The following is a 23,896-nucleotide window of genomic DNA, read 5'->3' on the forward strand; positions in this document are numbered from 1 at the left end:
TCTTTTAGAATTCAGAACAAAATGGCTGCTAACGCTTAGTGCATAAGCGGTAGCAGCTATTGTTTTTTGAGCATCTGGAGACAAGACGGTGAATGTAAGACAAGCCTACGAGGCGGAACTGGCCGCCAAGGGTTTCAAAAGCGATCCCGCGCAGTTGCGTGCAGTCGATGCGTTGCAGCGCTGTGCCGACGAGTGGGCCGTGTACAAGGGCAAGCGCTCCAATGCTCTCAAGAAACTGATCAATCACCCCGATCTGCCCAAGGGCGTCTATATGTACGGCGGGGTGGGGCGCGGCAAGAGCTTTCTGATGGAATGCTTCTTCAATGCCGTGCCCCTCAAGCGCAAGGTGCGACTGCACTTTCACGAATTCATGCGCGAGGTGCACCGCGAGATGCATCTCATGCAAGGCACGCAGAATCCGCTCGATGCCCTTGGCGCCAAGATCGCCAAGAAGTACAAGCTGATCTGTTTTGACGAGTTTCATGTCGCCGACATCACCGATGCCATGATTCTCTACAAGCTACTCGAGTCGCTGTTTGCCAACGGCGTGGGCTTTGTGACGACCTCCAACTTCGAGCCTGACGGTCTCTATCCTGGTGGTTTGCACCGCGACCGGATCCTGCCTGCGATTGCCCTGCTCAAGGAGCGCATGGAAGTGGTGAATGTGGATAACGGTACTGACTATCGTCGCCGCACTCTCGAAGATGCCAAGCTCTATCATTGCCCGTTGGGCCCGGACGCCGATGCTGCGATGCAGGAGACCTTCGATCGCCTGGCCGAAGCCCATGACGAAGAGCCGGTGATGCAGATCGAAACCCGCAAGATTGCAGCCAAGCGCCGTGCTGGCGGCGTCGTGTGGTTTGACTTCCGCGAACTCTGCGGTGGCCCGCGCTCGCAAAATGACTATCTGGAAATTGCCACGCAGTTTCACACCATCTTGCTGTCCGATGTGCCCGAGCTGCATGTGAACATGGCTTCGGCCGCACGGCGCTTTACGCTGCTGGTGGACGTGCTCTACGATCGCCATGTCAAGCTCATTCTGTCGGCTGCCGTGCCGCCCGAGAAGATCTATACCGAAGGTCCTCTGTCCCACGAGTTCCCGCGCACCGTTTCGCGCCTGAATGAGATGCGCTCCAAGGAATATCTGGCGCTTGAGCGCCGCGTGGTGGACACCAGCTTGACCTGATCGCCTGCGGGCAACTGCCTGCGGCCTTAAGATGCCAGCCTGTACTTCGAGTTCTGAGTTGATGACGATGCCCACTATCCTTGCCCAGCCGATCCGCCACCGCATTGCAGGCTTTGCACTGGCGCCCCTGGCCGCCATCTGGCTGGCTTGTGTGCCGGCAATGGCCCAGGTAAAGGTGGATTCGGCGCAGCAGATCGACAAGCAGGCGCAGAAGGAAGTTGCCGACAAGGCGCGCCAGCAATTGCACCAGCAGCGCGAAGCCGAGCGCGACGAGATTCTCGGCAAGCGCGCCGTTATCGAGCAGCAGCGGGTGGCTGATGAAAAGCTCTGCTACCAGAAATTTGCCGTGGAGGGCTGTCTGGCCGATGCCCGCAGGGCGGCACGTGAAAAAGATGCGCCGCTGCGTGCGCGCGAGCTGGAAATCAACGACGCGGAGCGCAAGGAAAAGGCGGCGGCCAAGCTGCAGGCCATTGAAGAGAAAAAAGCCGAAAACGCTGCCGTTCCCATGAAGTCTCAGCAACGCGAGAAGAATGGCAAGAGTCAGCCCCAGCCCACCGGCCCGGGTGCCAAACCTGCGGTTGACGAGCAGGCGGCGCAGGCACAGCGCCAGACCGAGGCTCAGCAGCGTGCCAGCAAACAGGCCGACTATGTGCGCCGCCACGAGCAAAACCGTGCACAAGCCGATCAGGGGCGAGCCGAGCGTGAAGCCAAGGCCCGGGCAGATCATGAGGCCAAGCTAAAGGCTGCAGCCGAACACAAAGCCAGGGCTTTGCAGCAGGCCAAGGAGCGCGGTCAGACGGCGGCGCCGCTGCCAGCACCTGCTCCCTGATACATTGAGGATCGACAGTGCTCTACAGCAGGGTGCTGCCGGGAGAATGGCTGCAAGCGCCTGTTCCCAAGGCGCTCAAGCAGTCTTGGCTGGACTGAATAGCTCTTCAAGCGTTTGCCGCTGCGGCTGAGGTGTCCAGCTTGAGTATTGCCAGCGAGAGGTTGTCACCACCCCCGGCCGCGCGCCGCCTGGCTTTTTCAATCAGAAATTGCGAGGCTTCGCGTGGCGAGAGTCCGTCGAGCACAGTGCCCAGCTCCTGTGCGGTGAAGTAATGCCACAGGCCGTCCGAGCAGGCCATCAAGCTGTCGCCCGGCAGCAGTTTCTCAATCATGTGGTGGCTCATGGGCGGCGGCGGCGCGGCACCCAGGCAGCCCAGCAAGATATTGGACTGTGGGTGGTGCTGAGCCTCGGTTTCGGTGAGCTCGCCGCGGTCGACCAGTGCCTGTACATAGGAGTGATCAAGCGAACGGTGCACGAGGGAAGAGCCGCGAAAATGGTAGAGCCGTGAATCGCCGGAGTGCATGAAGTGGCAGCGACTGTCGGGCAGGACCACAAAGACCGCGATGGTGCTGTGGGGCTCCTGTTCCGCTGCTATGGCGGTAAGGCGAATGACGGTGTGGGCATCCTGCACAATGGTGCGCAGCATGCGTGTGCAGTCTTCCTTGGCGGGCTCAAAGCGCTCGAAAACCTGGCGGGCCGTCAGCATGACCTGATCGGATGCCTTTCTCCCGCCGCTGCGCCCGCCCATGCCATCGGCTACCACGCCGAGAATGCAGCCCTTGGCATAGGGATGCGCCATGAGCAGAACCTGGTCCTGCTGGTATTCTCGGTCACCGCGATGAATGCCGGTGGCCGCCTGAATGCGGTAGCTGGATGACATGAGTGTGTGCGAATGCGCTCGCGGAGCGAGATTTAACGTTGCGTTACATTTTATCGGGCGGAGGCTGGGCCTCGGCGAATATTTGCGATCTTATGTGAGCTTGCGCTGACTTGGCTTGTTGGAAGGTGAAACGGTTTGACTCATTTGCAGGAAGCGGTCGCGCAGGTGTTTGCACAGCAAGGTGCGCTCTCGCTGGCTGAGCCCGCATTCACGCCGCGCCCAGGCCAGACCCGCATGGCGCTGGCGGTGGCTCAGGCCATAGAGGAGGGCGGGGTGCTGGTGGTGGAGGCCGGCACGGGTGTTGGCAAGACCTACGCTTATCTGGTGCCTGCCTTGCTCAGCGGTCAGCGCGTGCTGGTGTCCACGGCCACCAAGGCGCTGCAGGACCAGTTGTTTGCCCGTGATCTTCCGCGCCTGGTTCATGGTCTGGGCCTGCCTCTGCGCATGGCCAGGCTCAAGGGGCGTTCTTCCTATCTATGTACGGAGCGACTGGAGCGTGTGCGCCAGGGTCGCACGGCTCCCCAGGATCCGCAGGTGCTGCGCGCCGTGGCCGATGTGGAGCGATGGGCCAGGGTCACGCGTACCGGTGATCTTGCCGAGCTGACGGCGCTGGATGAGCGCTCCCCTGTGATGCCCTTGGTGAGCTCCACCAAAGACAATTGCTTGGGGTCTGACTGCCCGCACTGGCAGGGCTGCCATGTCAATCAGGCGCGTCAGCAGGCGTTGGAGGCCGACGTGGTGGTGGTCAATCATCACCTGCTGTTTGCCGACCTCGATGTGCGCGACAGCGGCATGGCTCATCTTTTGCCCAACACCGGCGTGGTGGTGATCGATGAAGCCCATCGGCTCAACGACATCGGCGTGCAGTTTGCCGGAGAGGCTCTGTCCAGTCAGCAGTTGGTGGGGTATGCACGCGATGCCCTCAGGCTGACGCAGGAACATGCACGCGGCATGGCCGACTGGCTGGTGCTCTGTGCCACGCTGGAGCAGGCCATGCGTGAGTTGCGCCTGCAGGCCGGCAAGCCTCCGGTCGGAGGACGGCTTGCGTGGCAAGCGGTGACCCCGCAGGGACTGGATGCGGTGAAATGGCGTGCGGCACTGGTGCGGCTGGGGCAGAGCCTGCGTGCCTTGTTGATTCCACTCTCAAGCCTGGAGGGGGCAGGGGCAGAGCTGCAGCGTCTGTATGAGCGCGGAGCAGAGTTGCTCGCGCGACTGGCACGCTTTGCTGCTCCTGCAGATGATGAATGCGTGCGCTGGCTGGAGGTCGGGGCGCAGTATCTGCGCATGCTGGAGTCTCCGCTGTCGATTGCCCGCATCATGCAGCAGCGGCTGCTTCAGCGCTCGCTGGAGGATGCCGGCACTGACAAGGGCGAGGAGCCCGATTCTTCAAGGAAGAAGGCCTGGATCTTCACCTCGGCCACGTTGGGCAATGACGCCCAGCTGAGCTGGTTTGTCGAGTCCTGCGGCCTGCGCGGAGCACAGGTGCTGCAGGTGGAAAGCCCGTTTGACTACCATCGGCAAGCCGGTGTCTATGTGCCCCAGCCCTTTGCTGCGGCCGGCAGCGCACAGCACAGCCAGCAGGTCGCCCAACTGGTGCTGGATGCAGCGCAGCGCATAGGCGGCCGCACCCTGGTGCTGACTACCACCCTCAAGGCCCTGCACGCGATCAGCGCATCGCTGCGCACCAGCCTGGGCCTGTTTGCTGATCTCGATGTGCTGGTACAGGGCGAGGCGCCCAAGCTGGCCTTGATTCAGCGCTTTATGGCCGCCGGAGCAGTCGCCGGACGAGGAGCTGTTCTGGTGGCTTCCGCCACTTTCTGGGAGGGGGTGGACCTGCCCGGCGACATGCTGCAGCTGGTGGTGATCGACAAGCTTCCGTTTCCGCCACCTGACGACCCGCTGGTCGAAGCCCGTTCGCGACTGCTGGAAAGCGTGGGGCGAGGAGCGTTTCATGATTACATGCTGCCCGAGGCGGCACTGGCCCTCAAGCAAGGGGCCGGGCGTCTGATCCGCAGTGAAGCCGATCGTGGCGTGCTGGTCATCTGCGACAGCCGCTTGATGACTATGGGCTATGGAGCGGAGTTGATGTCGGCGCTACCTCCCATGCGCGTGCTGGGCAGTCAGCCGGAGTTCGAGGCGGCGCTGGAGCAGTTGTCGGCGCAACATGCCGGGCGTGACGGTGAGCAGGCGCCGGCGCAGGATTAAGAGGTGTAGAAATGAAAAAGGATGCGCTTGACGCATCCTTTTGTCCCTTGGGCGGCAAACGCTGCTTACCAGAGCTTCCACCAGGATTCTTTTTTCTTCTCTACGCTTTGCTCGGTGTTGGCGCCATAGCTGCTCTCCAGCACGCGCTGGGCGTCGTCACGCAGCTGAGTCATGCCCAGGGCGTCATAGGATTTGACGAGGATCACCATGGCTTCGCGCACCGCAGGCACGTTCTGGTAGTCCTTGATGGCAGCCTGCGCACGGGCAATGGCCGCCACATAGGCGCCTCGGCTGTAGTAGTACTTGGCGACATGGACTTCGTACTGGGCCAGCGAGTTCACGATGTACTGCATGCGCTGGCGGGCATCATCGGAGTACTTGGAATCTGGAAAGCGGGTCACCAGTTCGCGGAAGGACTCGAAGGAGTCCTTGGCGGCTTTCTGGTCGCGTTCGGATAGATCCTGGCGGGTCAGCCAGCCGAACATGCCCAGGTTGTCATTGAAGTTGACCAGGCCCTTGAGGTAGAGGGCATAGTCCATGGCAGGGCTGGCAGGATGCAGCTTGGTGAAGCGGTCCAGCGTGGCCAGAGCCTGCACTTTTTCGCCGGCCTTGTACTGGGCATAGGCTTTTTCCAGCTGAGCCTGCTGGGCCAGTGGCGTGCCGGCGGCACGGCCTTCGAGCTTTTCAAACAGCGGCACGGCCTTGTCATAGGCGCCGGAGGAAGATTCATCGCGCGCTTCGGTATAGATGCGCTCGGGTGTCCACTTGGCCGTCGGGTCGTCCTTGGTGCTGGAGCATCCCGCCAGCGTGGCGGCGATTAACACGGCAGGGACTAGAGTCAGTGAAATACGCGGCATGGTGGACAGTTTTCTGACAATCATTAGCGGTAATAGGAGGCAGGCCCGTCGCATCTGGCGGCAAGGCGCAAAACCTACACCATACACCACCAGGCCCGGACCTTCCTGAAAAAGGATCGACGCATTGTAATGGGCCGCCGGATCGCGCTCGCGAGTTGCTGGCGTCTTTACGCTACGGCTACAGCGAATCTAGAGGCATTGAGTCCGCAGGGACGAAGCGCTCTTCCTACAATAGCGGCCATGTTTGTCCATCTGCGCCTGCACACCGAATTCTCCGTCGTCGACGGAACCACCCGCGTCAATGCCATGATCAAGGCCGCTGCCGAAGACGGGCAGGTGGCGATGGCCATTACCGACTTCAACAATCTGTTTGGCGGTATCAAGTTCTATCGCGAAGGCCGTGGCAAGGGCGTCAAGCCTCTGCTGGGCGCCGAGATCATGCTCGAAGGGCTGGGCGATGCGCCGCCTTCGCGGATCATCGTTCTTGTGCAGAGCAAGCAGGGCTACCACAATATTGCCGAGCTGCTGGCACGTGGCTGGACGCGCAATGTAGTGCGTGATCAGGCGCAGCACAAGTGGGAATGGCTGCAGGAGCTGGGCGAGGGACTGATCGTGCTGTCCGGTGCGCAAGCCGGCCCCGTGGGCATTGCCCTGACGCGTGGTGATGAAAAAGGGGCGGCCGAGATTGCCCAGCGCCTGGCCACCATGTTCCCGCACCGCTTCTATATCGAGCTGCAGCGCGCGGGCCGTGCCGATGACGAGTCGCATGTGCTGGCGGCCGTGAAGCTGGCCAGCCGCTTGAATCTGCCTGTGGTGGCGACACACCCGATCCAGTATGCCAAGCCCGACGATTACGAGGCCCACGAGGCCCGCGTCTGCATTGCCGAAGGCGAGATCCTGGGCAATGCCAAGCGGGTGCGCAAGTTCACCCGCGACCAGTATTTCAAGACCGCTGCCGAGATGGAGCAGCTGTTTGCCGACATTCCGAGCGCGATCGAAAACACGGTGGAAATTGCCCGCCGCTGCAGCCTGACGCTGGAGCTGGGCAACCCGCAGTTGCCCAATTTCCCCGTGCCGTCCGGCATGAGCATGGACGAGTTCTTCCGCCACGAGTCCTACCAGGGGCTGGAGGAGCGCCTGGTCCACCTCTATCCCGATGCGGCCAAGCGCGACGCCCAGCGCTCGCGCTATGTGGAGCGGCTGGAGTTCGAGCTGGGAACCATCATGAAGATGGGCTTTCCGGGCTACTTCCTCATCGTGTCGGATTTTATCAAGTGGGCCAAGGCCAATGGCTGCCCAGTGGGGCCGGGCCGTGGCTCGGGTGCCGGCTCGCTGGTGGCCTATGTGCTCAAGGTGACTGACCTGGATCCGCTGGAATACAACCTGCTGTTCGAGCGTTTCCTCAACCCCGAGCGCGTGTCCATGCCCGACTTCGACGTGGACTTCTGCCAGCAGAACCGCGACCGCGTGATCGACTATGTCAAGGACCGCTACGGCCGCGATGCCGTCAGCCAGATCGCCACCTTCGGCACCATGGCCGCACGTGCGGCCATCCGCGACGTGGGCCGCGTGCTGGACATGAGCTACACCTTCTGCGACGGCATCTCCAAGCTGATCCCGAACAAGCCCGGCCTGCATGTCACGCTCAAGTACCCGCCCAATCCGCCCAAGGAAGGCGACAAATACACCTATGCCATCAAGGAGGAGCCGATTCTGGCCGAGCGCATCGAGCGCGAGGAAGACGTCAAGACCCTGATCGAGATGGCGCAGAGCCTGGAGGGCATGACGCGCAACATCGGCATGCACGCCGGCGGCGTGGTGATTGCTCCGGGCAGGCTGGCCGATTTCTGTCCGCTGTACCAGCAGCCCGGCAGTACCTCGGCCGTGGCCATGTACGACAAGGATGACGTGGAGGCCGTGGGCCTGGTGAAGTTCGACTTCTTGGGCCTGGCCACGCTGACGATCCTGGAGATTGCGCGCGAATTCATCATGAAGCGGCACAAGGGCCAGGAGAACTTCCAGTTCGAGAACATTCCGCTGGACGATTACCCGACCTACAAGCTGTTCTCCGACGGCAAGACCGAAGCCGTCTTCCAGTTTGAATCGCGCGGCATGCAGCAGATGCTCAAGGAGGCCAAGCCCTCGCGTCTGGAAGACCTGATTGCGCTGAACGCTCTCTACCGCCCCGGTCCCATGGACCTGATTCCCACCTTCATTGCCCGCAAGCACGGGCAGGAAGTCGTGGAGTACCCGCATCCGCTGGTCGAGTCGGTGCTCGCCGAAACCTACGGCATCATGGTCTACCAGGAGCAGGTGATGCAGACCGCCCAGGTGCTGGGCGGCTACTCGCTAGGCGGTGCCGACTTGCTGCGCCGGGCCATGGGCAAGAAAAAAGTCGAGGAGATGGTCAAGCACCGGGGCATCTTCCGCGAGGGTGCAGCCAAGAACGGACTGAGCGAGGAAAAGGCCGACGAGGTCTTCGACCTGATGGAGAAGTTCGCGGGCTACGGCTTCAACAAGTCGCACGCGGCAGCCTACTCCCTGCTGGCCTATCACACGGGCTGGCTCAAGGTGCACTACACGGCCGAGTTCTACTGCGGCAATATGACCGTGGAAATGGACAACACCGACAAGCTCAAGGTGTTGTACGAGGACGCGCTCAAGATGGGCATCACTTTCGAGATGCCCGATGTGAACCGCGGTGTGTACCGCTTCGAGCCGGTGACCGACAAGGTCATACGCTACGGCCTCGGAGCCATCAAGGGAACGGGGCAGGCGGCCATCGAAGCCATTGTGGCTGCGCGCAACGGCGAGGGCACAGGCCCCAACGGCCACGAGAAAGGCCCGTTCAAGAGCCTGTTCGACTTCTGCCTGCGCGTGGATCGCAGCCGCATCAACAAGCGCACCGTGGAAGCCTTGATCAAGGGCGGCGCCTTTGACACGATAGACATGAACCGCGCCTCGCTGATGGCGACGCTGGACACGGCATTCGGCTTTGCTGCGACCTCGATTGCCAATGCCGATCAGGGCGGTCTGTTCGACATGATGGGCGATGATGCGCTGGGCTCGAGCACGGCGGAGCCGCCCATGGCCGATGTGCTGCCCTGGGGCGTCAAGGAAAAGCTGACGCTGGAGAAGACGGCCATCGGTTTCTACCTGACGGGCCATCTGTTCGACGAGGTCGAGGCCGAAGTGCGCCGCTTTGTGCGCACTCCTATCGGTGAGATGCGCGACAGCCGCGAGCCGCAGACCATGGCCGGCATCATCGGCGGGCTGCGCACCATCAACGGCCAGCGCGGCAGGCTCAGCATCTTCACGCTGGACGACAAATCGGCGGTGATCGAGGCCTCGGTCGACGAAAAAACCATGGCAGCCTGCGCCGATGTGCTCAAGGAAGACGAGTTTGTCGTGGTTTCGGGTCGTCTCCAGCCCGACCGCTTCAGCGGCGGCCTGCGCATGAAGGTACAGCAGATGTGGAGCCTGGCCGATGCACGCTGCCGTTTTGCGCGCTATCTGCAGGTCAGCGTCGGAGAGAAGATGCCCGATGTGCCGGCGCTGCTGCGCCAGTTCCCGGCCAAGGTCGAGGAAACCGAGAGCGGCAATATCAACCATGGCGTCAAGGTACGTCTGGACTTGATATGCCGCGACGAGCGCGGCTCGGCCAGTTGCGAGCTGGCGCTGGGAGAGAGCAGCCGCTTCTATCCCTCGGATGCCGCACTGGCTGCCTGGTATGGCTCGGCCGCAGCAGGCCAGGTCAAAGTGGTTTATGAATAGACATCATGGCTGGCCTTGAGGGCCGATTGCACTCGAATGTCGGATAAGCGCCTGATTTTTTGATAGCGCAGAGCGCTTGCTGGTTAAGGGATTTCCATGGATTTCCCTTGGTTTTGCCAAATTTGCTTCCGGTCGCCTTGAAATCCCTAACAATGCTATGCATATGCCAGCGCAAAAACATTGCAACGGCTCGCTAGAATGGATTTCATGGCTACCCAACTCCCATCAATTCCCCCGGTCTCGCCAGCGATCAGAACGCCTGACGATGGAGATTCCTTGGTGCTCGAGCGGCGCCGCCAGCGGCTGCAGCCGCCACGCATGTATCAGGTGGTGATGCTCAACGACGACTTCACACCCATGGAGTTCGTGATTGCCGTGCTGCAGGAGCTGTTCGGCAAGGACCGAGAATCGGCCACGCAGATCATGCTCAAAATTCATTTGGACGGCCGCGGTGTCTGCGGCGTCTACAGCCAGGATGTGGCGGCGACCAAGGTCGAGCAGGTACTGCAGGCGGCCCAGAAAGCGGGCCATCCCTTGCAGGCCACATTCGAGCCTGTTGAATAAGCGCAGTCCGCCCTCAGATTAGTTAGCAGAGAGTCAACCAAGCAAGCCGAAAGGAGTCGCACATGATCGCTCAAGAACTGGAAGTCAGCTTGCACATGGCGTTTGTCGAGGCCCGTCAGCAGCGCCACGAGTTCATCACCGTGGAGCATCTGCTGCTCGCCCTGCTGGACAACCCCAGTGCAGCTGAAGTGCTGCGCGCATGCGCGGCCAATATCGACGACCTGCGTTCATCGCTGTCCAACTTCATCAAGGACAACACACCTCAGGTGGACGGCACCGAAGAGGTGGATACGCAGCCCACGCTGGGATTCCAGCGTGTGATTCAGCGCGCCATCATGCATGTGCAGTCCACAGGCAATGGCAAGAAGGAGGTGACGGGCGCCAATGTGCTCGTGGCCATCTTCGGCGAAAAGGACTCCCATGCCGTGTACTACCTGCACCAGCAGGGCGTCACACGCCTGGACGTGGTCAACTACATTGCTCATGGCATCAAGAAGGGCGAGCCGCCCGAGCCTGCCAAGGCCGAGTCTCCCTCGGAGAGCGAAGAAGGCGCGGCTGGCGAGCGCAATGAAAAGGCCTCGCCGCTGGAGCAGTTCACGCTGAACCTGAACCAGGCCGCCAAGGAAGGCAAGATCGATCCGCTGATCGGGCGCGAGTACGAGGTGGAGCGCACCATCCAGATCCTCTGCCGCCGTCGCAAGAACAACCCGCTGCTGGTGGGCGAGGCCGGTGTGGGCAAGACCGCGATTGCCGAGGGTCTGGCCTGGCGCATCACCGAGGGCACGGTGCCCGAGGTGCTCAGGGAAGGCGTGGTCTATTCGCTGGACATGGGCGCGCTGCTGGCCGGCACCAAGTACCGCGGCGATTTCGAGCAGCGCCTCAAGGGCGTGCTCAAGTCGCTCAAGGACAAGCCGCATGCCATCCTGTTCATCGACGAGATCCACACGCTGATCGGCGCCGGTGCGGCCTCGGGCGGCACGCTGGACGCGTCCAATCTGCTCAAGCCTGCGCTGTCCAGCGGTCAGCTGCGCTGCATCGGTGCGACCACGTTCACGGAATACCGTGGCATCTTCGAGAAAGACGCGGCCCTGTCGCGCCGTTTCCAGAAGGTGGATGTGGTCGAGCCTACCGTGGCCGAGACCGTGGACATCCTCAAGGGCCTGAAGTCGCGCTTCGAGGAACACCACAGCATCACCTATGCGCAGGAAGCCCTGCAGGCTGCTGCCGAGCTGTCGGCCAAGTACATCAACGACCGTCACCTGCCAGACAAGGCGATTGACGTGATCGATGAGGCCGGTGCCGCCCAGCGCATCGCGCCCGAAGCCCAGCGCAAGCAGACCATCGGCAAGGCCGAGATCGAGGCCATCGTGGCCAAGATCGCCCGCATTCCGCCGGCCAATGTCAGCAACGACGACCGCAGCAAGCTGCAGACGCTGGAGCGTGACTTGAAGAGCGTGGTCTTCGGTCAGGACAAGGCACTGGAAGTGCTGTCGTCTGCCGTGAAGATGGCGCGCTCGGGTCTGGGCAAGCCGGACAAGCCGATCGGCTCCTTCCTGTTCTCCGGTCCCACGGGCGTCGGCAAGACGGAAGCTGCCAAACAGCTGGCCTATATCCTGGGCGTGGACCTGATCCGCTTCGACATGTCCGAGTACATGGAGCGTCATGCGGTCAGCCGCCTGATCGGCGCTCCTCCCGGCTATGTGGGTTTTGACCAGGGAGGTCTGCTGACTGAGGCCGTGACCAAGAAGCCGCATTCGGTGCTGCTGCTCGATGAAATCGAAAAAGCGCATCCGGACATCTTCAACGTGCTGCTGCAGGTCATGGATCACGGCACGCTGACCGACAACAACGGACGCAAGGCCGACTTCCGCAACGTGATCATCATCATGACCACGAATGCGGGTGCCGAGACCATGAACAAGGCCACCATCGGTTTCACGAACCCGCGTGAAGCCGGTGATGAAATGGGCGATATCAAGCGCCTGTTCACGCCCGAGTTCCGCAACCGTCTGGATGCCATCGTCAGCTTCAAGCCGCTGGACGAGCAGATCATCTTGCGCGTGGTCGACAAGTTCCTGCTGCAACTCGAGCAGCAATTGGCCGAGAAGAAGGTGGAGGTCACCTTCAGCGACAACCTGCGCAAGCATCTGGCCAAGAAGGGCTTCGATCCGCTCATGGGTGCACGCCCCATGCAGCGCCTGATCCAGGACACCATCCGCCGCTCGCTGGCCGATGAGCTGCTGTTCGGTCGTCTGACCAATGGCGGGCGCCTGGAAGTGGAGTGGGACGAAGCGGGCAACGAAGGCAAGGGTGATGTCAAGCTCACCATTACCGAGCTGCCCAAGGACGCACCCAAGGCCGAGCCCGAGCAGGCCGTGGCCGAATAAGGCCTTCGTCAGCGCCCGTATGGGGTGCTGGAACCAGAGACCGGCAGTGGCGACACTGCCGGTTTTTTGTTGTCCGCCTGGCCTGTGTTTGCTCTCTTTATGAGGGCTTCTATCGCTTGTTTAGCATGTAATTCAGGTGTTTTTATGCCTGAATACTGCTGGTCGCGGGCGAAGTCAGCTATGAATGATGATTCGCCCATCAGGTTCTATGGACTGGTCCTGGCGGATGCAGCAGCTGCCAATGCGGTCGTTTCGGTGCTTGTAGCCTGAATGGGCGCAGGCTTTGGCAGGATGTTTTGTCCTGCGGACCACGATAGGGCCGCACGTCAATGCCCAGGCAGGGCTGCCTGATCAATCGCGCAGGTACAGAAGCAGCATGAAGATCGGAGTGCCGATCAGAACGCCGATGATGGAGAACAGGGGGCCGTAGACGAGCAGGCTTATCTCCAGGGCGTGCATGCATTCCGCTATGCCTTCATTCAGGCAGCTGACCCCGTCGGGAGGCAGGAAGATGCTGTGAAACGGCAGAAAAAGCGCCGCCACGGCGAGACTGGCAAGCAGTGCCAGAAAGGCGGAGAAAACAAGTCGGCTCAGGGTTTTCATATCGTGCATCTCCGCGGCAACTATAGATGGCTCAGCCGTGAATGCGGGGCTTCGCGGCCGACTCGGACCGGACCCGGTGCGCTGCCCTGTCGTGACGGCCGGCCGAGGTGCTGAGCCGGACTGCCGCAAGAAAACGGCTTTGGAGCATGCCTAGGTCCTGCCTGCTGTACCGCGTGCGGCCTGGCTGATGAAGTTGAGCGCAGCGACGATGATGCCCTTGGTCAGAGGCAGCAAGGCAAAGAACAAAAAGAAGAGGTGGTTGGCCTGCCACAGCGGCATGGTGCGCAGATGTGCGAGCCAGCTTTGAACATGGCCGCCGGCCACGGCGGTCGCGATGGCGGCGGCGAGCAGGGCCAGCAGCGTGACGGCCAGGGCCTTAGTACGCTTGGATGCGCGCTCGAAGGCGAGTGTGACAGGGCGGATGAGGCAGCAGCCAAAGACCAGGGCGCAGAGAAAAGGCGCCAGGTCCACGGCTTCGCCCCGTAGCAGCCAGGGCAGGGCCGTCGCATAGGACAGAACCAGCAGAGCGAGGCCGGTGGCTCCTATGAGTCGGGGTTGCCGCTGTTGCTGCTGCTTCATGGACGTCTGCCGGTGCGCTGGAACGAGGTCGCGAAACCAATGAAAAAAGGAGCTGCTATCGCTTGCTGCATGACGATTTCAGATACTTTCATATTTGAAAGGCAATGCTGAAGAGCGGAGTCAGCTATCAACATTGCTGCTTGCGCCAGACACCAGTTACTTGACCTGGCGCTTTTCCAGCTTGCGCGCCAGCGTGCGCCGGTGCATGCCCAGGCGGCGTGCGGCCTCGGAGATATTGAAGCCGGACTCGGCCAGGGTCTCGTGAATATGCTCCCATTCCAGCGTCTTGATGGAGGTGGTCTGGCTGCTGACCTCCACGTCGGTGCGGCCTTCGACCCGCCCGAAGGCGGCTTCGATATCGTCGGTATTCGAGGGCTTGGCCAGGTAGTGGCAGGCTCCGAGCTTGACGGCTTCCACCGCCGTGGCAATGCTTGCGTAGCCGGTGAGCACGACAATCAGCGCATCGGGGTTGTGCAGATGCAGCATCTGCACGCAGTTCAGGCCCGAGGCATTGCCGGCCAGCTTCAGGTCCATGACCGCATATTGCGGCCGGTGCTGGGTCAGCAGCAGCTGCACTTCCTCGCCGCTGGTGGCATGCAGCACGCGGTAGCCCCGGCGCTCGAAAGAGCGCTTGAGGGTGCGTGCAAATGCCGCGTCATCTTCAACCAGCAGCAGTAAACGGTCTTCTTCCATGCAAACCACAATGTCTTAAATCGCGAGAGCGGACTGGGGCAGGCTGACCTCCACCAGAGCACCTCCGCCTTGCTGAGCCGGCAGATTGCCGGCATGAACGCGGCCGCCCAGGGCGCGGGCCACGTTGGTCACCAGAAACAGGCCCAGGCCGCGACCGGGGCGCTCCTGCTTGGTGGAGACATGGCACTGGCCCAGCTGCTGCAGCACGGCGGCATCGAAGCCCGGACCATGGTCGCGCACCTGGATGCGTATCTGGTCGTGATCGCTGCTCAGGGTCAGCTCCACCCAGTCGGGCGAGGCTTCGAGGGCATTGTCCAGCAAATTGCAAATCATTTGCTGCAATGCAGTATCCGAGAGCATGGCGAAGTCCTTCACGCCCTGCTGGTGCAGCGCAAAGTGCTGCAGGCTGTTATGGGTCTGCCAGTGGCTGACCACGCCTTGCACAAAGCTCGCGAAGGTGGTGCTTTCCGTGCCTTCGGCCCGGGTCTCGCCGGCCGACAGCAGCACGCCCGAGACGATGGACTTGCAGCGCAGCAGCTGGCGCTGCATTTCCTGCAGGTCCTCGCGCAGATCCTCGTCCTGCATGAGGGCCGGCATATGCTGCCAGTCGCCCAGGATCACGGACATGGTGGCCATGGGCGTGCCCAGTTCGTGGGCCGCGCCGGTGGCCAGCAGGCCCAGGCGCACGATGTGCTCTTCCTCGCTGGCGCGCTGGCGCATATTGGAGATGCGCTTGTCGCGGCGGCGCGTGTTCTCGACGATGCGCGTCAGAAAGACGATGGTCAGGATGCTGGTCAGCGCAAAGCTGATGAGCACGCCCACCACATAGAGGCTGGGCAGGCCTTCCTGACTCACGAACTGCACATGCAGGGGCTGGTGAAACAGGGTCAGGCCCAGGACTCCGACAAAAGAGGCCGCGACCACGCACCAGGTGTAATGAGCGGGCAGCAGCACAGCGCTCAGAATGCCCTGCAGCAGATACAGATAGATAAAGGGGTTGCTGGCACCGCCGCTCAGGTACAGCTGAATGGTCAGGGCCAGCACATCGGCCAGCAGCGCATAGAAGACGCTGCGCGAGGTCACGGGGCGGTGCAGGCCCTGGCTCCAGTAGATATAGGCCAGGTTGGTGGCCACCAGGGCCACCAGCACCAGCGCCATGGGCAGCAAGGGCAGTGCAATCTGAAAGCCGTAGTGCACCAGCGAGATGGTGACGACCTGGCCGATCACGGCAATCCAGCGCAGCTGAATCAGCAGCTGCATGTTCTGCCGCTCGGTCAGGCGCTGTACGCGAAACAGGGAATCGGAAATTTGGCTCACCGCGCAATTGTCACCGAGCAGGCCTGCCACGGACGCCTCTGGGGCTATGCGTTCCTGATGTAGGAACAGTTTGAATGGGCCGAAAAAAAGCGCTCCGGGGAGCGCTTTTCAGGGGGAGGCATCAGCTTTTGGCAACCGCCTTGTCGTGCCGGCGTACCAGCCAGGCCGCTCCGATCACCATGATGGCCAGCCCATACCAGGTAAGCGCATAGACCAGATGGCTGTTCGGGAAGCGGATGACCGTCATGCCGGGGCGCAGGACTTCGGTGCCGGCCTCTGCCTGGACATAGGCCGGGTTGCTGGCGGGCACACCCTGGTCTATGAAGTAGGGGGCCGGCCTGCTCAGGCCCTGGACCTGGGCAATGGCGGCGACATCGCGTGAGTACCACTGGCCGTTGGCCGGGTCGTTCTGGCGCAGAAAGCCGCCGCCGGGCTCGCTCATGCGCATCAGGCCGATGACGGTGACGGTCTCGGCGGACGGGCCGGCTTCGGCAATCTGCTTGAGCCATTGGCCGCGCAGCTTCTCGGGCGTGAAGCCGCGGTTGACCAGAACCTGTGTGCCATCGCCCAGCTGCAGCGGCGTCATGAGCCAGAAGCCCGCGCCGGCCTCGGTCAAGGCTTTGGCCAGCACGCTTTGCTTGTCCTGCCATTGGCCTTGCGCCTTGACAGGCAGGTACTCGTGGCTGGCGGCATTGATCTGCGGCCACTGGCCGGGCTCGGGCAAGGCCACGGGGGCGCTGTGCACGCGCTGCTCCACGCGCTCGATGAGATCGAGCTTCCAGGCGCGGCGCTGCACCTGCCAGGTGCCCAGAGCCATGAAGCCTAAAAACAAGGCGATGCCCACAAACGCGAGCATCGCCTTGGCGAAGGGAGAGCGCTGCCGCGCAGCGCTCTGGTTCTTCATGAGGTCAGTCAAGGTGTGACAGCTGCGGGAGCCGTGTGACCTGCGTGATCTGCATGGCCTGCAGCCTGGTGCATTTCATGACCGGGCATCATGTTGGTGTTCATGTGGAACATGACCCAAAGCGTGCCGGAGATCGCAATCGCCAGGAAGATCACCGTGAAGATGGTGGACAGCATGGTCCAGCCGCCCTGGATCTTGCCGTTCATGTGCAGGAAGTACACCATGTGCACGATCACCTGGATCACCGCGAACAGGCCCAGCACGGCCACGGCCGTGGTGCGGTCGGTGATGATGTTGTTCATGACCAGGTAGAAGGGGATGGCGGTCAGGATGACGGCCAGGATGAAGCCCTTCACATAGTCGCCCATGGTGACGTGCAGGTCGTCGTGATCGTGGTGATCGTCATGACCGGCGTGGATATCGTGTGCGCTCATTTACAGCACCCCCATCAGATACACAAAGGTGAACACACCGATCCAGACCACGTCCAAGAAGTGCCAGAACATGGACAGGCAGTTGATACGGCGCACGTTCTCGTTGATCAGGCCGTGCTTCTTGATCTGGATCATCAGGGTGATCAGCCAGACCAGACCGAAGGTCACGTGGATACCGTGGGTGCCCACCAGCGTGAAGAAGGACGACAGGAAGGCGCTGCTCTGAGGCGTCGCACCTTGATGGATCAGGTGGTGGAACTCATAGAGTTCCACGGCCAGGAAGGCTGCGCCCAGCAGGCCGGTGACGGCCAGCCACAGCAGAGTGCCGTTCACGTTCTTCTTCTGCTTTTGAAGCATGGCAAAGCCGAAGGTGATGGACGACATCAGCAGGAAAGCCGTGTTGACGGCCACCAGCGACAGATCGAACAGATCCTTGCCCGAGGGGCCGCCTGCATAGCTGCGGCCCAGCACGCCATAGGTGGCGAACAGTGCGGCAAAGATCAGGCAGTCGCTCATCAGGTAGAGCCAGAAGCCCAGCGAGGTGCCGTTTTCCGGATGAGGCTCGTGCGCGAGGTGGTACTCGCGAGTAGCCAGGGCGGCTGCGCCGCCAGCGTTGATATGTGTATTAGACATGGGCTGCTGCAAGCTGCTTGGTACGTGCTTCTTCCGATGTGGCCACTTCGGCCGCAGGGATGTAGTAGTCACGCTTGTAGTTGAAGGTATGAATGATCGAAGCCAGGATGGTCGCGGCGAACGAAGCGATCACCAGAGGCCACATATGCCAGATCAGAGCAAAGCCCAGAACGGTGGACAGGCCGGCAATCACCACGCCGGCGCCGGTATTGGCGGGCATGTGGATGGGCTCGAAGCCGTTCAGCGGACGCTGATAGCCATGCTTCTTCATGTCGGTCCAGGCGTCGATGTCGTGCACCACGGGGGTGAAGGCGAAGTTGTACTGGGGAGGGGGCGAAGAAGTGGCCCATTCCAGGGTACGGCCTTCCCATGGGTCGCCGGTTACGTCACGCAGTTCGTCGCGCTTCCAGATGGACACGGCCAGCTGGATGAAGAAGCAGCCGATGCCGGCAGCGATCAGGGCGGCACCGCAGGCAGCGATGATGAACCAGATCTGCAGCGAGGGATCGTCAAAGTGGTTGGCGCGGCGAGTCACGCCCATCAGACCCAGGATGTACAGGGGAGTGAAGGCAACCCAGAAGCCGACCAGCCAGAACCAGAACGAAGCCTTGCCCCAGAACTCGTTGAGTCGGAAGCCGAAAGCCTTGGGGAACCAGTAGTTGATGCCGGCAAACACGGCAAACACCACGCCGCCGATGATCACGTTGTGGAAGTGGGCGATCAGGAACAGCGAGTTGTGCAGCACGAAGTCTGCGGGAGGCACGGCCAGCAGCACGCCGGTCATGCCGCCGATGGCGAAGGTGACCATGAAGCCCACCGTCCACAGCATGGGCACCGAGAAGCGGATGCGGCCGCGGTACATGGTGAACAGCCAGTTGAAGATCTTCGCGCCCGTGGGGATGGAGATGATCATCGTGGTGATACCGAAGAAGGTATTCACGCTGGCACCCGAGCCCATGGTGAAGAAGTGGTGCAGCCACACCAGGTAGGACAGGATGGTGATACACACGGTGGCGTAGACCATCGAGGTGTAGCCGAACAGGCGCTTGCGGCTGAACGTTGCCACGATTTCGGAGAACACGCCGAAGCAGGGCAGGATCAGGATGTAGACCTCGGGGTGGCCCCAGATCCAGATCAGGTTCACGTACAGCATGGGGTTGCCGCCCAGTTCGTTCGTGAAGAAGTTGGTGCCGACGTAGCGGTCCAGCGACATCAGCACCAGGGCTGCGGTCAGCACGGGGAAGGAGGCCACGATCAGGGCGTTGGTGCACAGGGCAGTCCAGGTGAAGACGGGCATCTTCATCAGGTTCATGCCGGGAGCGCGCATCTTGATGATGGTCACGATCAGGTTGATACCTGACAAGGTCGTGCCCACACCGGCGACCTGCAGGCCCCAGATGTAGTAATCAAGACCCGTGCTGCCGCTCTGGTGCCCCAGGTTGGACAGGGCCAGCCAGCCGGAGGTGGAGAACTCGCCCAGGAACAGGGAGATCATGACCAGCACGGCGCCGCCGGTAGTCATCCAGAAGCTGAAGTTGTTCAGGAACGGGAAGGACACGTCACGTGCGCCGATCTGCAGAGGAACCAGGTAGTTCATCAGGCCGGTCACGAAGGGCATCGCCACGAAGAAGATCATGATCACGCCGTGGGCCGTGAAGATCTGGTCGTAGTGGTGAGGAGGCAGGTAGCCCATGTTGTCGCCGAAGGCCATGGACTGCTGCAGACGCATCATCACGGCATCGGCAAAGCCGCGCAGGAACATTACCAGACCGAGGATCATGTACATGATGCCGATCTTCTTGTGGTCGATGGAGGTGATCCAGTCGTTCCACAGCGGAGCCCAGAGGCGGAACTTGGTGATGCCGCCGACCACGACGAGGCCGCCAAGCACCACGGCAATAAAGGTCATGAGCACGATGGGCTCATGCGTCATGGGAATCTGGTCCCATGTGATACGGCCCAACAGCCAGTGGGAGGCCGGGGTTGTTGTTTCAGACATGTTGAGTCTCTTTTGTCGTATTGGAGCGGCTGAGCGCTGAGCGCATCCGCACCGTGAACTACTTATTGCTGTGCGACAGCTCCGGAGGCGGCGACTTCGTCGAGCAGGGCGACAACGCGGTCAGCGTCTTTGGAAGTGCAGACATCCAGGGGCAGGGCCACGCTGGAGGTCTTGCTGTGGTGTGCAGGTGGCTTGCCGCCGGCGGCGTCGATGGCCATTATCTCGTTCATGCACATCTTGCCGTCTTCCACGCAGCGGTTGAGGACCTTGTGGTACAGGCCTTCGTCCACGCTGGCGAAGCGTTCAACGGGGTTGCGCTCGCTGGGCTTGGCCAGATCGATATAGGCGTCGCGTGTCAGAACCTTGCCTTCGGTCTTGGCCTTGGCAATCCACTGATCGAACTGCTCGTTTTCCAGACCGTGGAACTTGAAGGTCATGCCCGCAAAACCAGCGCCGCTGTAATGAGAGGACTTGCCGCCATAGACACCGGGCTTGTTGATCACGGCGTTCAGCTCGGTCTGCATGCCGGGCATGGTGTAGATCATGCCGGCCAGATCAGGAACGTAGAACGCGTTCATGGTGTGGGTGGAGGTCAGCTTGAAGTGAATGGGGCGATCCACCGGGGCAGCCACTTCGTTGACGGTGGCAATGCCTTGTTCGGGGTAGAAGAACAGCCATTTCCAGTCCAGCGACACGACCTGGATCTCCAGAGGCTTGACGTTGGGGTCCAGAGCCTTGGTGGCGGAGATGCGGTCCAGGGGACGATAGGGGTCGAGCTTGTGGGTGCTGATCCAGGTAATGGCGCCCAAAGCGATGATGATGAGCAGGGGAACCGTCCAGATCACCAGCTCCAGCGCAGTGGAGTGGTGCCATTCGGGGTCGTACTTGGCTTCGGTGTTGGACTGGCGGTATTTCCAGGCAAACAGCAGCGTCAAAAAGATGACGGGGACGATGATGAGCAACATCAGCAAAGTGGCCGTAATGACCAGATCGCCTTGCTGCTTGGCGACATCGCCAGCTGGGTTGAGGACGACGGCCTTGCTGCAACCGGCGAGGGTTGCGGTCAAAGCGGCCGCTGAGAGCCACGCGGGCCCACGGATTTCCTTGATTTTTAACATGCTTTGGGCGTGACAAAGTCGCGCTTAGGTGTAAACGCGGATTACTGGATCTCGGCAAATGTAATACCAAACAGGGGCTTGTCCATTGGACATTTTGTCCAAGGTCAACAGCTCGGGATTGGAAATGCGCTATGCGACAAGGGTTTAGCGGCTTTGGCGTGTGGACAAACTTTGAGCTGACAGGGCTTGAAATTGTCAAATCAGCCCTCAAAAACGGGGCCTGCACAGGGCTGGGCTGACAGTGCTCAGGGCAAAAACTCTATTGCAGCTGCACATGCTTGGGCGTAGAACGGAAAGCGTCCCCGGGACTGAAAAGTAAGACAAGGAGTTGTACCTTTATGACAAGCATGAACCCGTCCGTTGGTCTTACTCAGCAAGACTATGAGAACTCGGAAACCCTGGCCTACGCGGATACCGACGAGGATGTGACCCCCGGCGAGATTGCCGTGGGGGTGATCATCGGGCGCTCATCCGAGTACTTCGACTTCTTCGTGTTCGGCATTGCCTGCGTGTTGGTGTTTCCGTCACTGCTGTTTCCCGATCTGTCCAAGCTCGATGGCACGCTGGCGGCATTTACCATTTTCTCGCTGGCCTTTGTGGCCCGTCCTGTCGGCACGGCGCTATCCATGGCCGTGCAGCGCCGCTGGGGGCGAGCCACCAAGCTCACTCTGGCCTTGTTGCTGCTGGGCGTCTGCACCGTGGGCATGACCTTCCTGCCCAGCTATGAAGTCGCTGGCATGAAAGCGGTCTGGGCGCTGGTGATCCTGCGCGTCGGGCAGGGCCTGGCTCTTGGCGGTACCTGGGACGGTCTGCCTTCGCTGCTGGCCATGTCGGCACCCAAGGACAAGCGCGGCTGGTATTCGATGATCGGGCAGTTGGGGGCTCCGCTGGGCTTCATCATTGCCGCAGCGCTGTTCGCTTATCTGTATTCGAGCCTGAGTGCCGACGATTTTCTCAGCTGGGGCTGGCGCTTCCCGTTCTGCGTTGCCTTTGCGATTAACGTGGTGGCCTTGTTTGCTCGTCTGCGCCTGGTTGTGGGCCAGTCCTATACACAGGCGCTGCAGGAGCGCGAACTGGAGCCTGTCAGCGTCACACGTTTGATGGCCAGCGAAGGCCGCAATGTGATGATCGGCGCATTCGCGGCGCTGGCCAGCTTTGCACTGTTCCATCTGGTCACCGTGTTCCCGCTGTCCTGGATCTCGATGTACTCGAATCAGTCGGTGACCGATGTATTGGTGGTGCAGATCATCGGCGCACTTCTGGCGGGGATGGCCATCATGCTCTCTGGCTGGCTGGCCGACCGTGTGGGCCGCCGCAATACGCTGGGCACCATGGCTTGTCTGATCGGCATCTTCAGTTTCCTGGCGCCCTGGCTGCTGGGCAGCGGTACGGTGGGCAACAATGTCTTCATCATTGTGGGCTTCATCCTTCTGGGATTGTCCTACGGGCAGGCATCGGGTACCGTGACCTCCAACTTCTCGCCTCACTTCCGCTACACCGGTGCGGCCTTGTCCACCGATATGGCATGGTTGATCGGTGCGGCGTTCGCTCCGTTGGTGGCCTTGGGTGTCTCGGCAAAGTTCGGCCTGGTGGCTCTGGGTATCTATCTGCTGTCGGGCGCCTTGTGCACGCTGGCGGCCCTGGGCATCAACCGTGCCATCGAGGCGCGCGAACAATAAGAAGTCAGTGAACTTCCCTGAAAAACGCCCGGTGCTTGCATCGGGCGTTTTTCTTGATACCAGAGGACATGAAAAAGCCGCCTGCAAGAGGCGGCTTTTTATCGATTGGAAGACGGATCAGTCCAGAGCCAGACCGGCCTTCTTGATGACATCACCGAAACGCTTGCTCTCGGAGGCCATGAAGGCCTTGAACTCGGCAGGCGTGGGATTGAAGGATTCGTAGCCGAAGGCTGCGAACTTGTCCTTGACGTCCTGGCCTGTCAGGGCCTGGCGCACATCGGTGCGGATCTTTTCGATCACGGCGGGGGGTGTACCGGGGCGCACGGCCAGGGCGTTCCAGCCGATGGCAGTGAAGTCCTTGGGGCCGCCCGATTCGGACACTGTGGGCACGTTCTCGAAGCCGGCAATACGGCTGGGAGCTGCCACGGCCAGGAAGCGCAGCTTGCCGCCACGCACCAGCGGGCCTGCCGTGCCCAGGGAGCCCAGGGCAAAAGTCAGCTCGCCATTGGCAACGCCCTGGTACAGCTGGCTGGTTTCCTTGTAGATCACATGCTCCATCTTGGTGCCGGTCTGGTTTTCCAGCAGGGCCGAGCCCAGGTGAACAGGGTTGCCCACGGACCAGGAGCCGTAGTTCAGCTTGCCGGGGTGCGCCTTGGCGTCGGCAATCAGGTCGCCGATGGTCTTGTAAGGGCTGTTGACGGGCACGCAGACAAAGAAGAAGTTGCGGAACAAGGGCATCAGGATTTCGAAGTCCTTGTTCAAGTCATAGGGCAGCTTCTTGAACAGGTGGGGGTAGGCGGCGATATGGACGTTGTCCAGCTGGATCATGTCCGTACCGTCGGTGGCGCCGCGCTTGAATTCATTGATGGCGATGAAGCCGTTGCCGCCGGGACGATTTTCCACCACCACGGGCTGACCCCAGGCGCGGCCCAGCTTGTCGGCCACCAGGCGCGACAGGCCATCGGGGCCACCGCCTACGGGGAAGGGGTTGATGATGCGTGAGGACTTGGTGGGCCACTTGTCGCTCTGGGCGAAAGAGGGGGCTGCCACGGCTGCGGCAATGGCGCCGAGTGCGAATGCAGCTTGGCGACGGCTCATATTGAGCTGATGGGTCATTTTGTCTCCCTGGAAGGATGTCGATGATGAATTGCGTGTGGACCACGCATTGTTGATATCGTCGGCTGTTATTTTTAGATATTCAGGCCCAGTTGATTACATTGTGTCACTTGGGGCATAAACACCTAGGTCTAGCTGA

Annotated in this window: 19 protein-coding genes; 7 read left to right on the forward strand and 12 right to left on the reverse strand. The window is 61.3% G+C overall.

What is annotated here, in order from left to right:
- Positions 1-88: 88 nt before the first annotated feature.
- On the forward strand, positions 89-1,186 hold the full coding sequence (gene zapE, locus EIC84_RS03170) for a cell division protein ZapE (RefSeq protein ID WP_003069887.1): 1,098 nt from the start codon (positions 89-91) through the stop codon (positions 1,184-1,186).
- Between the two features lie 67 nt (positions 1,187-1,253).
- Positions 1,254-2,015: a hypothetical protein gene (locus EIC84_RS03175; protein ID WP_034363215.1), complete on the forward strand. Its 762-nt coding sequence runs from the start codon at positions 1,254-1,256 to the stop codon at positions 2,013-2,015.
- 106 nt (positions 2,016-2,121) lie between these two features.
- Here EIC84_RS03175 and EIC84_RS03180 read toward each other — a convergent pair whose 3' ends face one another.
- Positions 2,122-2,895 (reverse strand): PP2C family serine/threonine-protein phosphatase, encoded by a 774-nt coding sequence (locus tag EIC84_RS03180; RefSeq protein WP_003069894.1) that lies wholly within the window; start codon positions 2,893-2,895, stop codon positions 2,122-2,124.
- Positions 2,896-3,030: 135 nt separating this feature from the next.
- Between EIC84_RS03180 and EIC84_RS03185 the strand changes: the two genes are divergently transcribed.
- Positions 3,031-5,100: an ATP-dependent DNA helicase gene (locus EIC84_RS03185; RefSeq protein ID WP_050789009.1), complete on the forward strand. Its 2,070-nt coding sequence runs from the start codon at positions 3,031-3,033 to the stop codon at positions 5,098-5,100.
- 65 nt (positions 5,101-5,165) lie between these two features.
- Here the strand turns inward: EIC84_RS03185 and EIC84_RS03190 are convergent, their stop codons facing one another.
- On the reverse strand, positions 5,166-5,957 hold the full coding sequence (locus EIC84_RS03190) for an outer membrane protein assembly factor BamD (protein ID WP_003069900.1): 792 nt from the start codon (positions 5,955-5,957) through the stop codon (positions 5,166-5,168).
- Positions 5,958-6,197: 240 nt separating this feature from the next.
- Between EIC84_RS03190 and dnaE the strand changes: the two genes are divergently transcribed.
- The 3 genes from dnaE (at position 6,198) to clpA (ending at position 12,682) form a co-directional block, all read left to right on the forward strand.
- Positions 6,198-9,731 (forward strand): DNA polymerase III subunit alpha, encoded by a 3,534-nt coding sequence (gene dnaE / locus EIC84_RS03195; protein ID WP_012838217.1) that lies wholly within the window; start codon positions 6,198-6,200, stop codon positions 9,729-9,731.
- Positions 9,732-9,929: 198 nt separating this feature from the next.
- A complete protein-coding gene (clpS, locus tag EIC84_RS03200) occupies positions 9,930-10,295 on the forward strand; it encodes an ATP-dependent Clp protease adapter ClpS (RefSeq protein ID WP_034349666.1) in 366 nt (121 codons plus the stop codon).
- Between the two features lie 62 nt (positions 10,296-10,357).
- Positions 10,358-12,682, forward strand: a complete 2,325-nt coding sequence (gene clpA, locus EIC84_RS03205) for an ATP-dependent Clp protease ATP-binding subunit ClpA (protein ID WP_003069911.1) — start codon at positions 10,358-10,360, stop codon at positions 12,680-12,682.
- A 351-nt stretch (positions 12,683-13,033) separates the two neighbouring features.
- On the opposite strand, the gene EIC84_RS03210 is transcribed toward clpA, so the two are convergent.
- From EIC84_RS03210 to cyoA, 9 genes are all read right to left on the reverse strand, one after another.
- Entirely contained in the window at positions 13,034-13,285 is a 252-nt protein-coding gene (locus EIC84_RS03210; protein WP_003069914.1) for a hypothetical protein, read from the reverse strand.
- A gap of 150 nt (positions 13,286-13,435) precedes the next feature.
- On the reverse strand, positions 13,436-13,864 hold the full coding sequence (locus EIC84_RS03215) for a hypothetical protein (RefSeq protein WP_003069917.1): 429 nt from the start codon (positions 13,862-13,864) through the stop codon (positions 13,436-13,438).
- Between the two features lie 156 nt (positions 13,865-14,020).
- Positions 14,021-14,557 carry a response regulator transcription factor gene (locus EIC84_RS03220; RefSeq protein WP_003069919.1) on the reverse strand — a complete coding sequence of 179 codons (537 nt, stop codon included), beginning with the start codon at positions 14,555-14,557 and terminating at the stop codon, positions 14,021-14,023.
- 15 nt (positions 14,558-14,572) lie between these two features.
- Positions 14,573-15,874, reverse strand: a complete 1,302-nt coding sequence (locus EIC84_RS03225) for an ATP-binding protein (RefSeq protein ID WP_134737296.1) — start codon at positions 15,872-15,874, stop codon at positions 14,573-14,575.
- 121 nt (positions 15,875-15,995) lie between these two features.
- Positions 15,996-16,778, reverse strand: a complete 783-nt coding sequence (locus tag EIC84_RS03230; protein ID WP_003067191.1) for an SURF1 family protein — start codon at positions 16,776-16,778, stop codon at positions 15,996-15,998.
- A gap of 8 nt (positions 16,779-16,786) precedes the next feature.
- Positions 16,787-17,212 (reverse strand): cytochrome o ubiquinol oxidase subunit IV, encoded by a 426-nt coding sequence (gene cyoD, locus EIC84_RS03235; protein WP_003067192.1) that lies wholly within the window; start codon positions 17,210-17,212, stop codon positions 16,787-16,789.
- Entirely contained in the window at positions 17,213-17,845 is a 633-nt protein-coding gene (cyoC, locus tag EIC84_RS03240; protein WP_003055501.1) for a cytochrome o ubiquinol oxidase subunit III, read from the reverse strand. It lies immediately after the preceding gene.
- A complete protein-coding gene (gene cyoB, locus EIC84_RS03245) occupies positions 17,838-19,844 on the reverse strand; it encodes a cytochrome o ubiquinol oxidase subunit I (protein ID WP_003067194.1) in 2,007 nt (668 codons plus the stop codon). The genes cyoC and cyoB overlap by 8 nt, the downstream gene beginning before the upstream one ends.
- A gap of 62 nt (positions 19,845-19,906) precedes the next feature.
- Positions 19,907-20,962 carry a ubiquinol oxidase subunit II gene (cyoA, locus tag EIC84_RS03250; RefSeq protein WP_034362470.1) on the reverse strand — a complete coding sequence of 352 codons (1,056 nt, stop codon included), beginning with the start codon at positions 20,960-20,962 and terminating at the stop codon, positions 19,907-19,909.
- Positions 20,963-21,300: 338 nt separating this feature from the next.
- Between cyoA and EIC84_RS03255 the strand changes: the two genes are divergently transcribed.
- Positions 21,301-22,641 carry an MFS transporter gene (locus EIC84_RS03255; RefSeq protein ID WP_003067197.1) on the forward strand — a complete coding sequence of 447 codons (1,341 nt, stop codon included), beginning with the start codon at positions 21,301-21,303 and terminating at the stop codon, positions 22,639-22,641.
- A gap of 117 nt (positions 22,642-22,758) precedes the next feature.
- On the opposite strand, the gene EIC84_RS03260 is transcribed toward EIC84_RS03255, so the two are convergent.
- Positions 22,759-23,757: a tripartite tricarboxylate transporter substrate binding protein gene (locus tag EIC84_RS03260; protein ID WP_003067198.1), complete on the reverse strand. Its 999-nt coding sequence runs from the start codon at positions 23,755-23,757 to the stop codon at positions 22,759-22,761.
- Positions 23,758-23,896: the final 139 nt, after the last annotated feature.

The organism is Comamonas sp. A23 (assembly GCF_004522605.1).
GTDB classification, from domain to species: domain Bacteria; phylum Pseudomonadota; class Gammaproteobacteria; order Burkholderiales; family Burkholderiaceae_C; genus Comamonas; species Comamonas thiooxydans.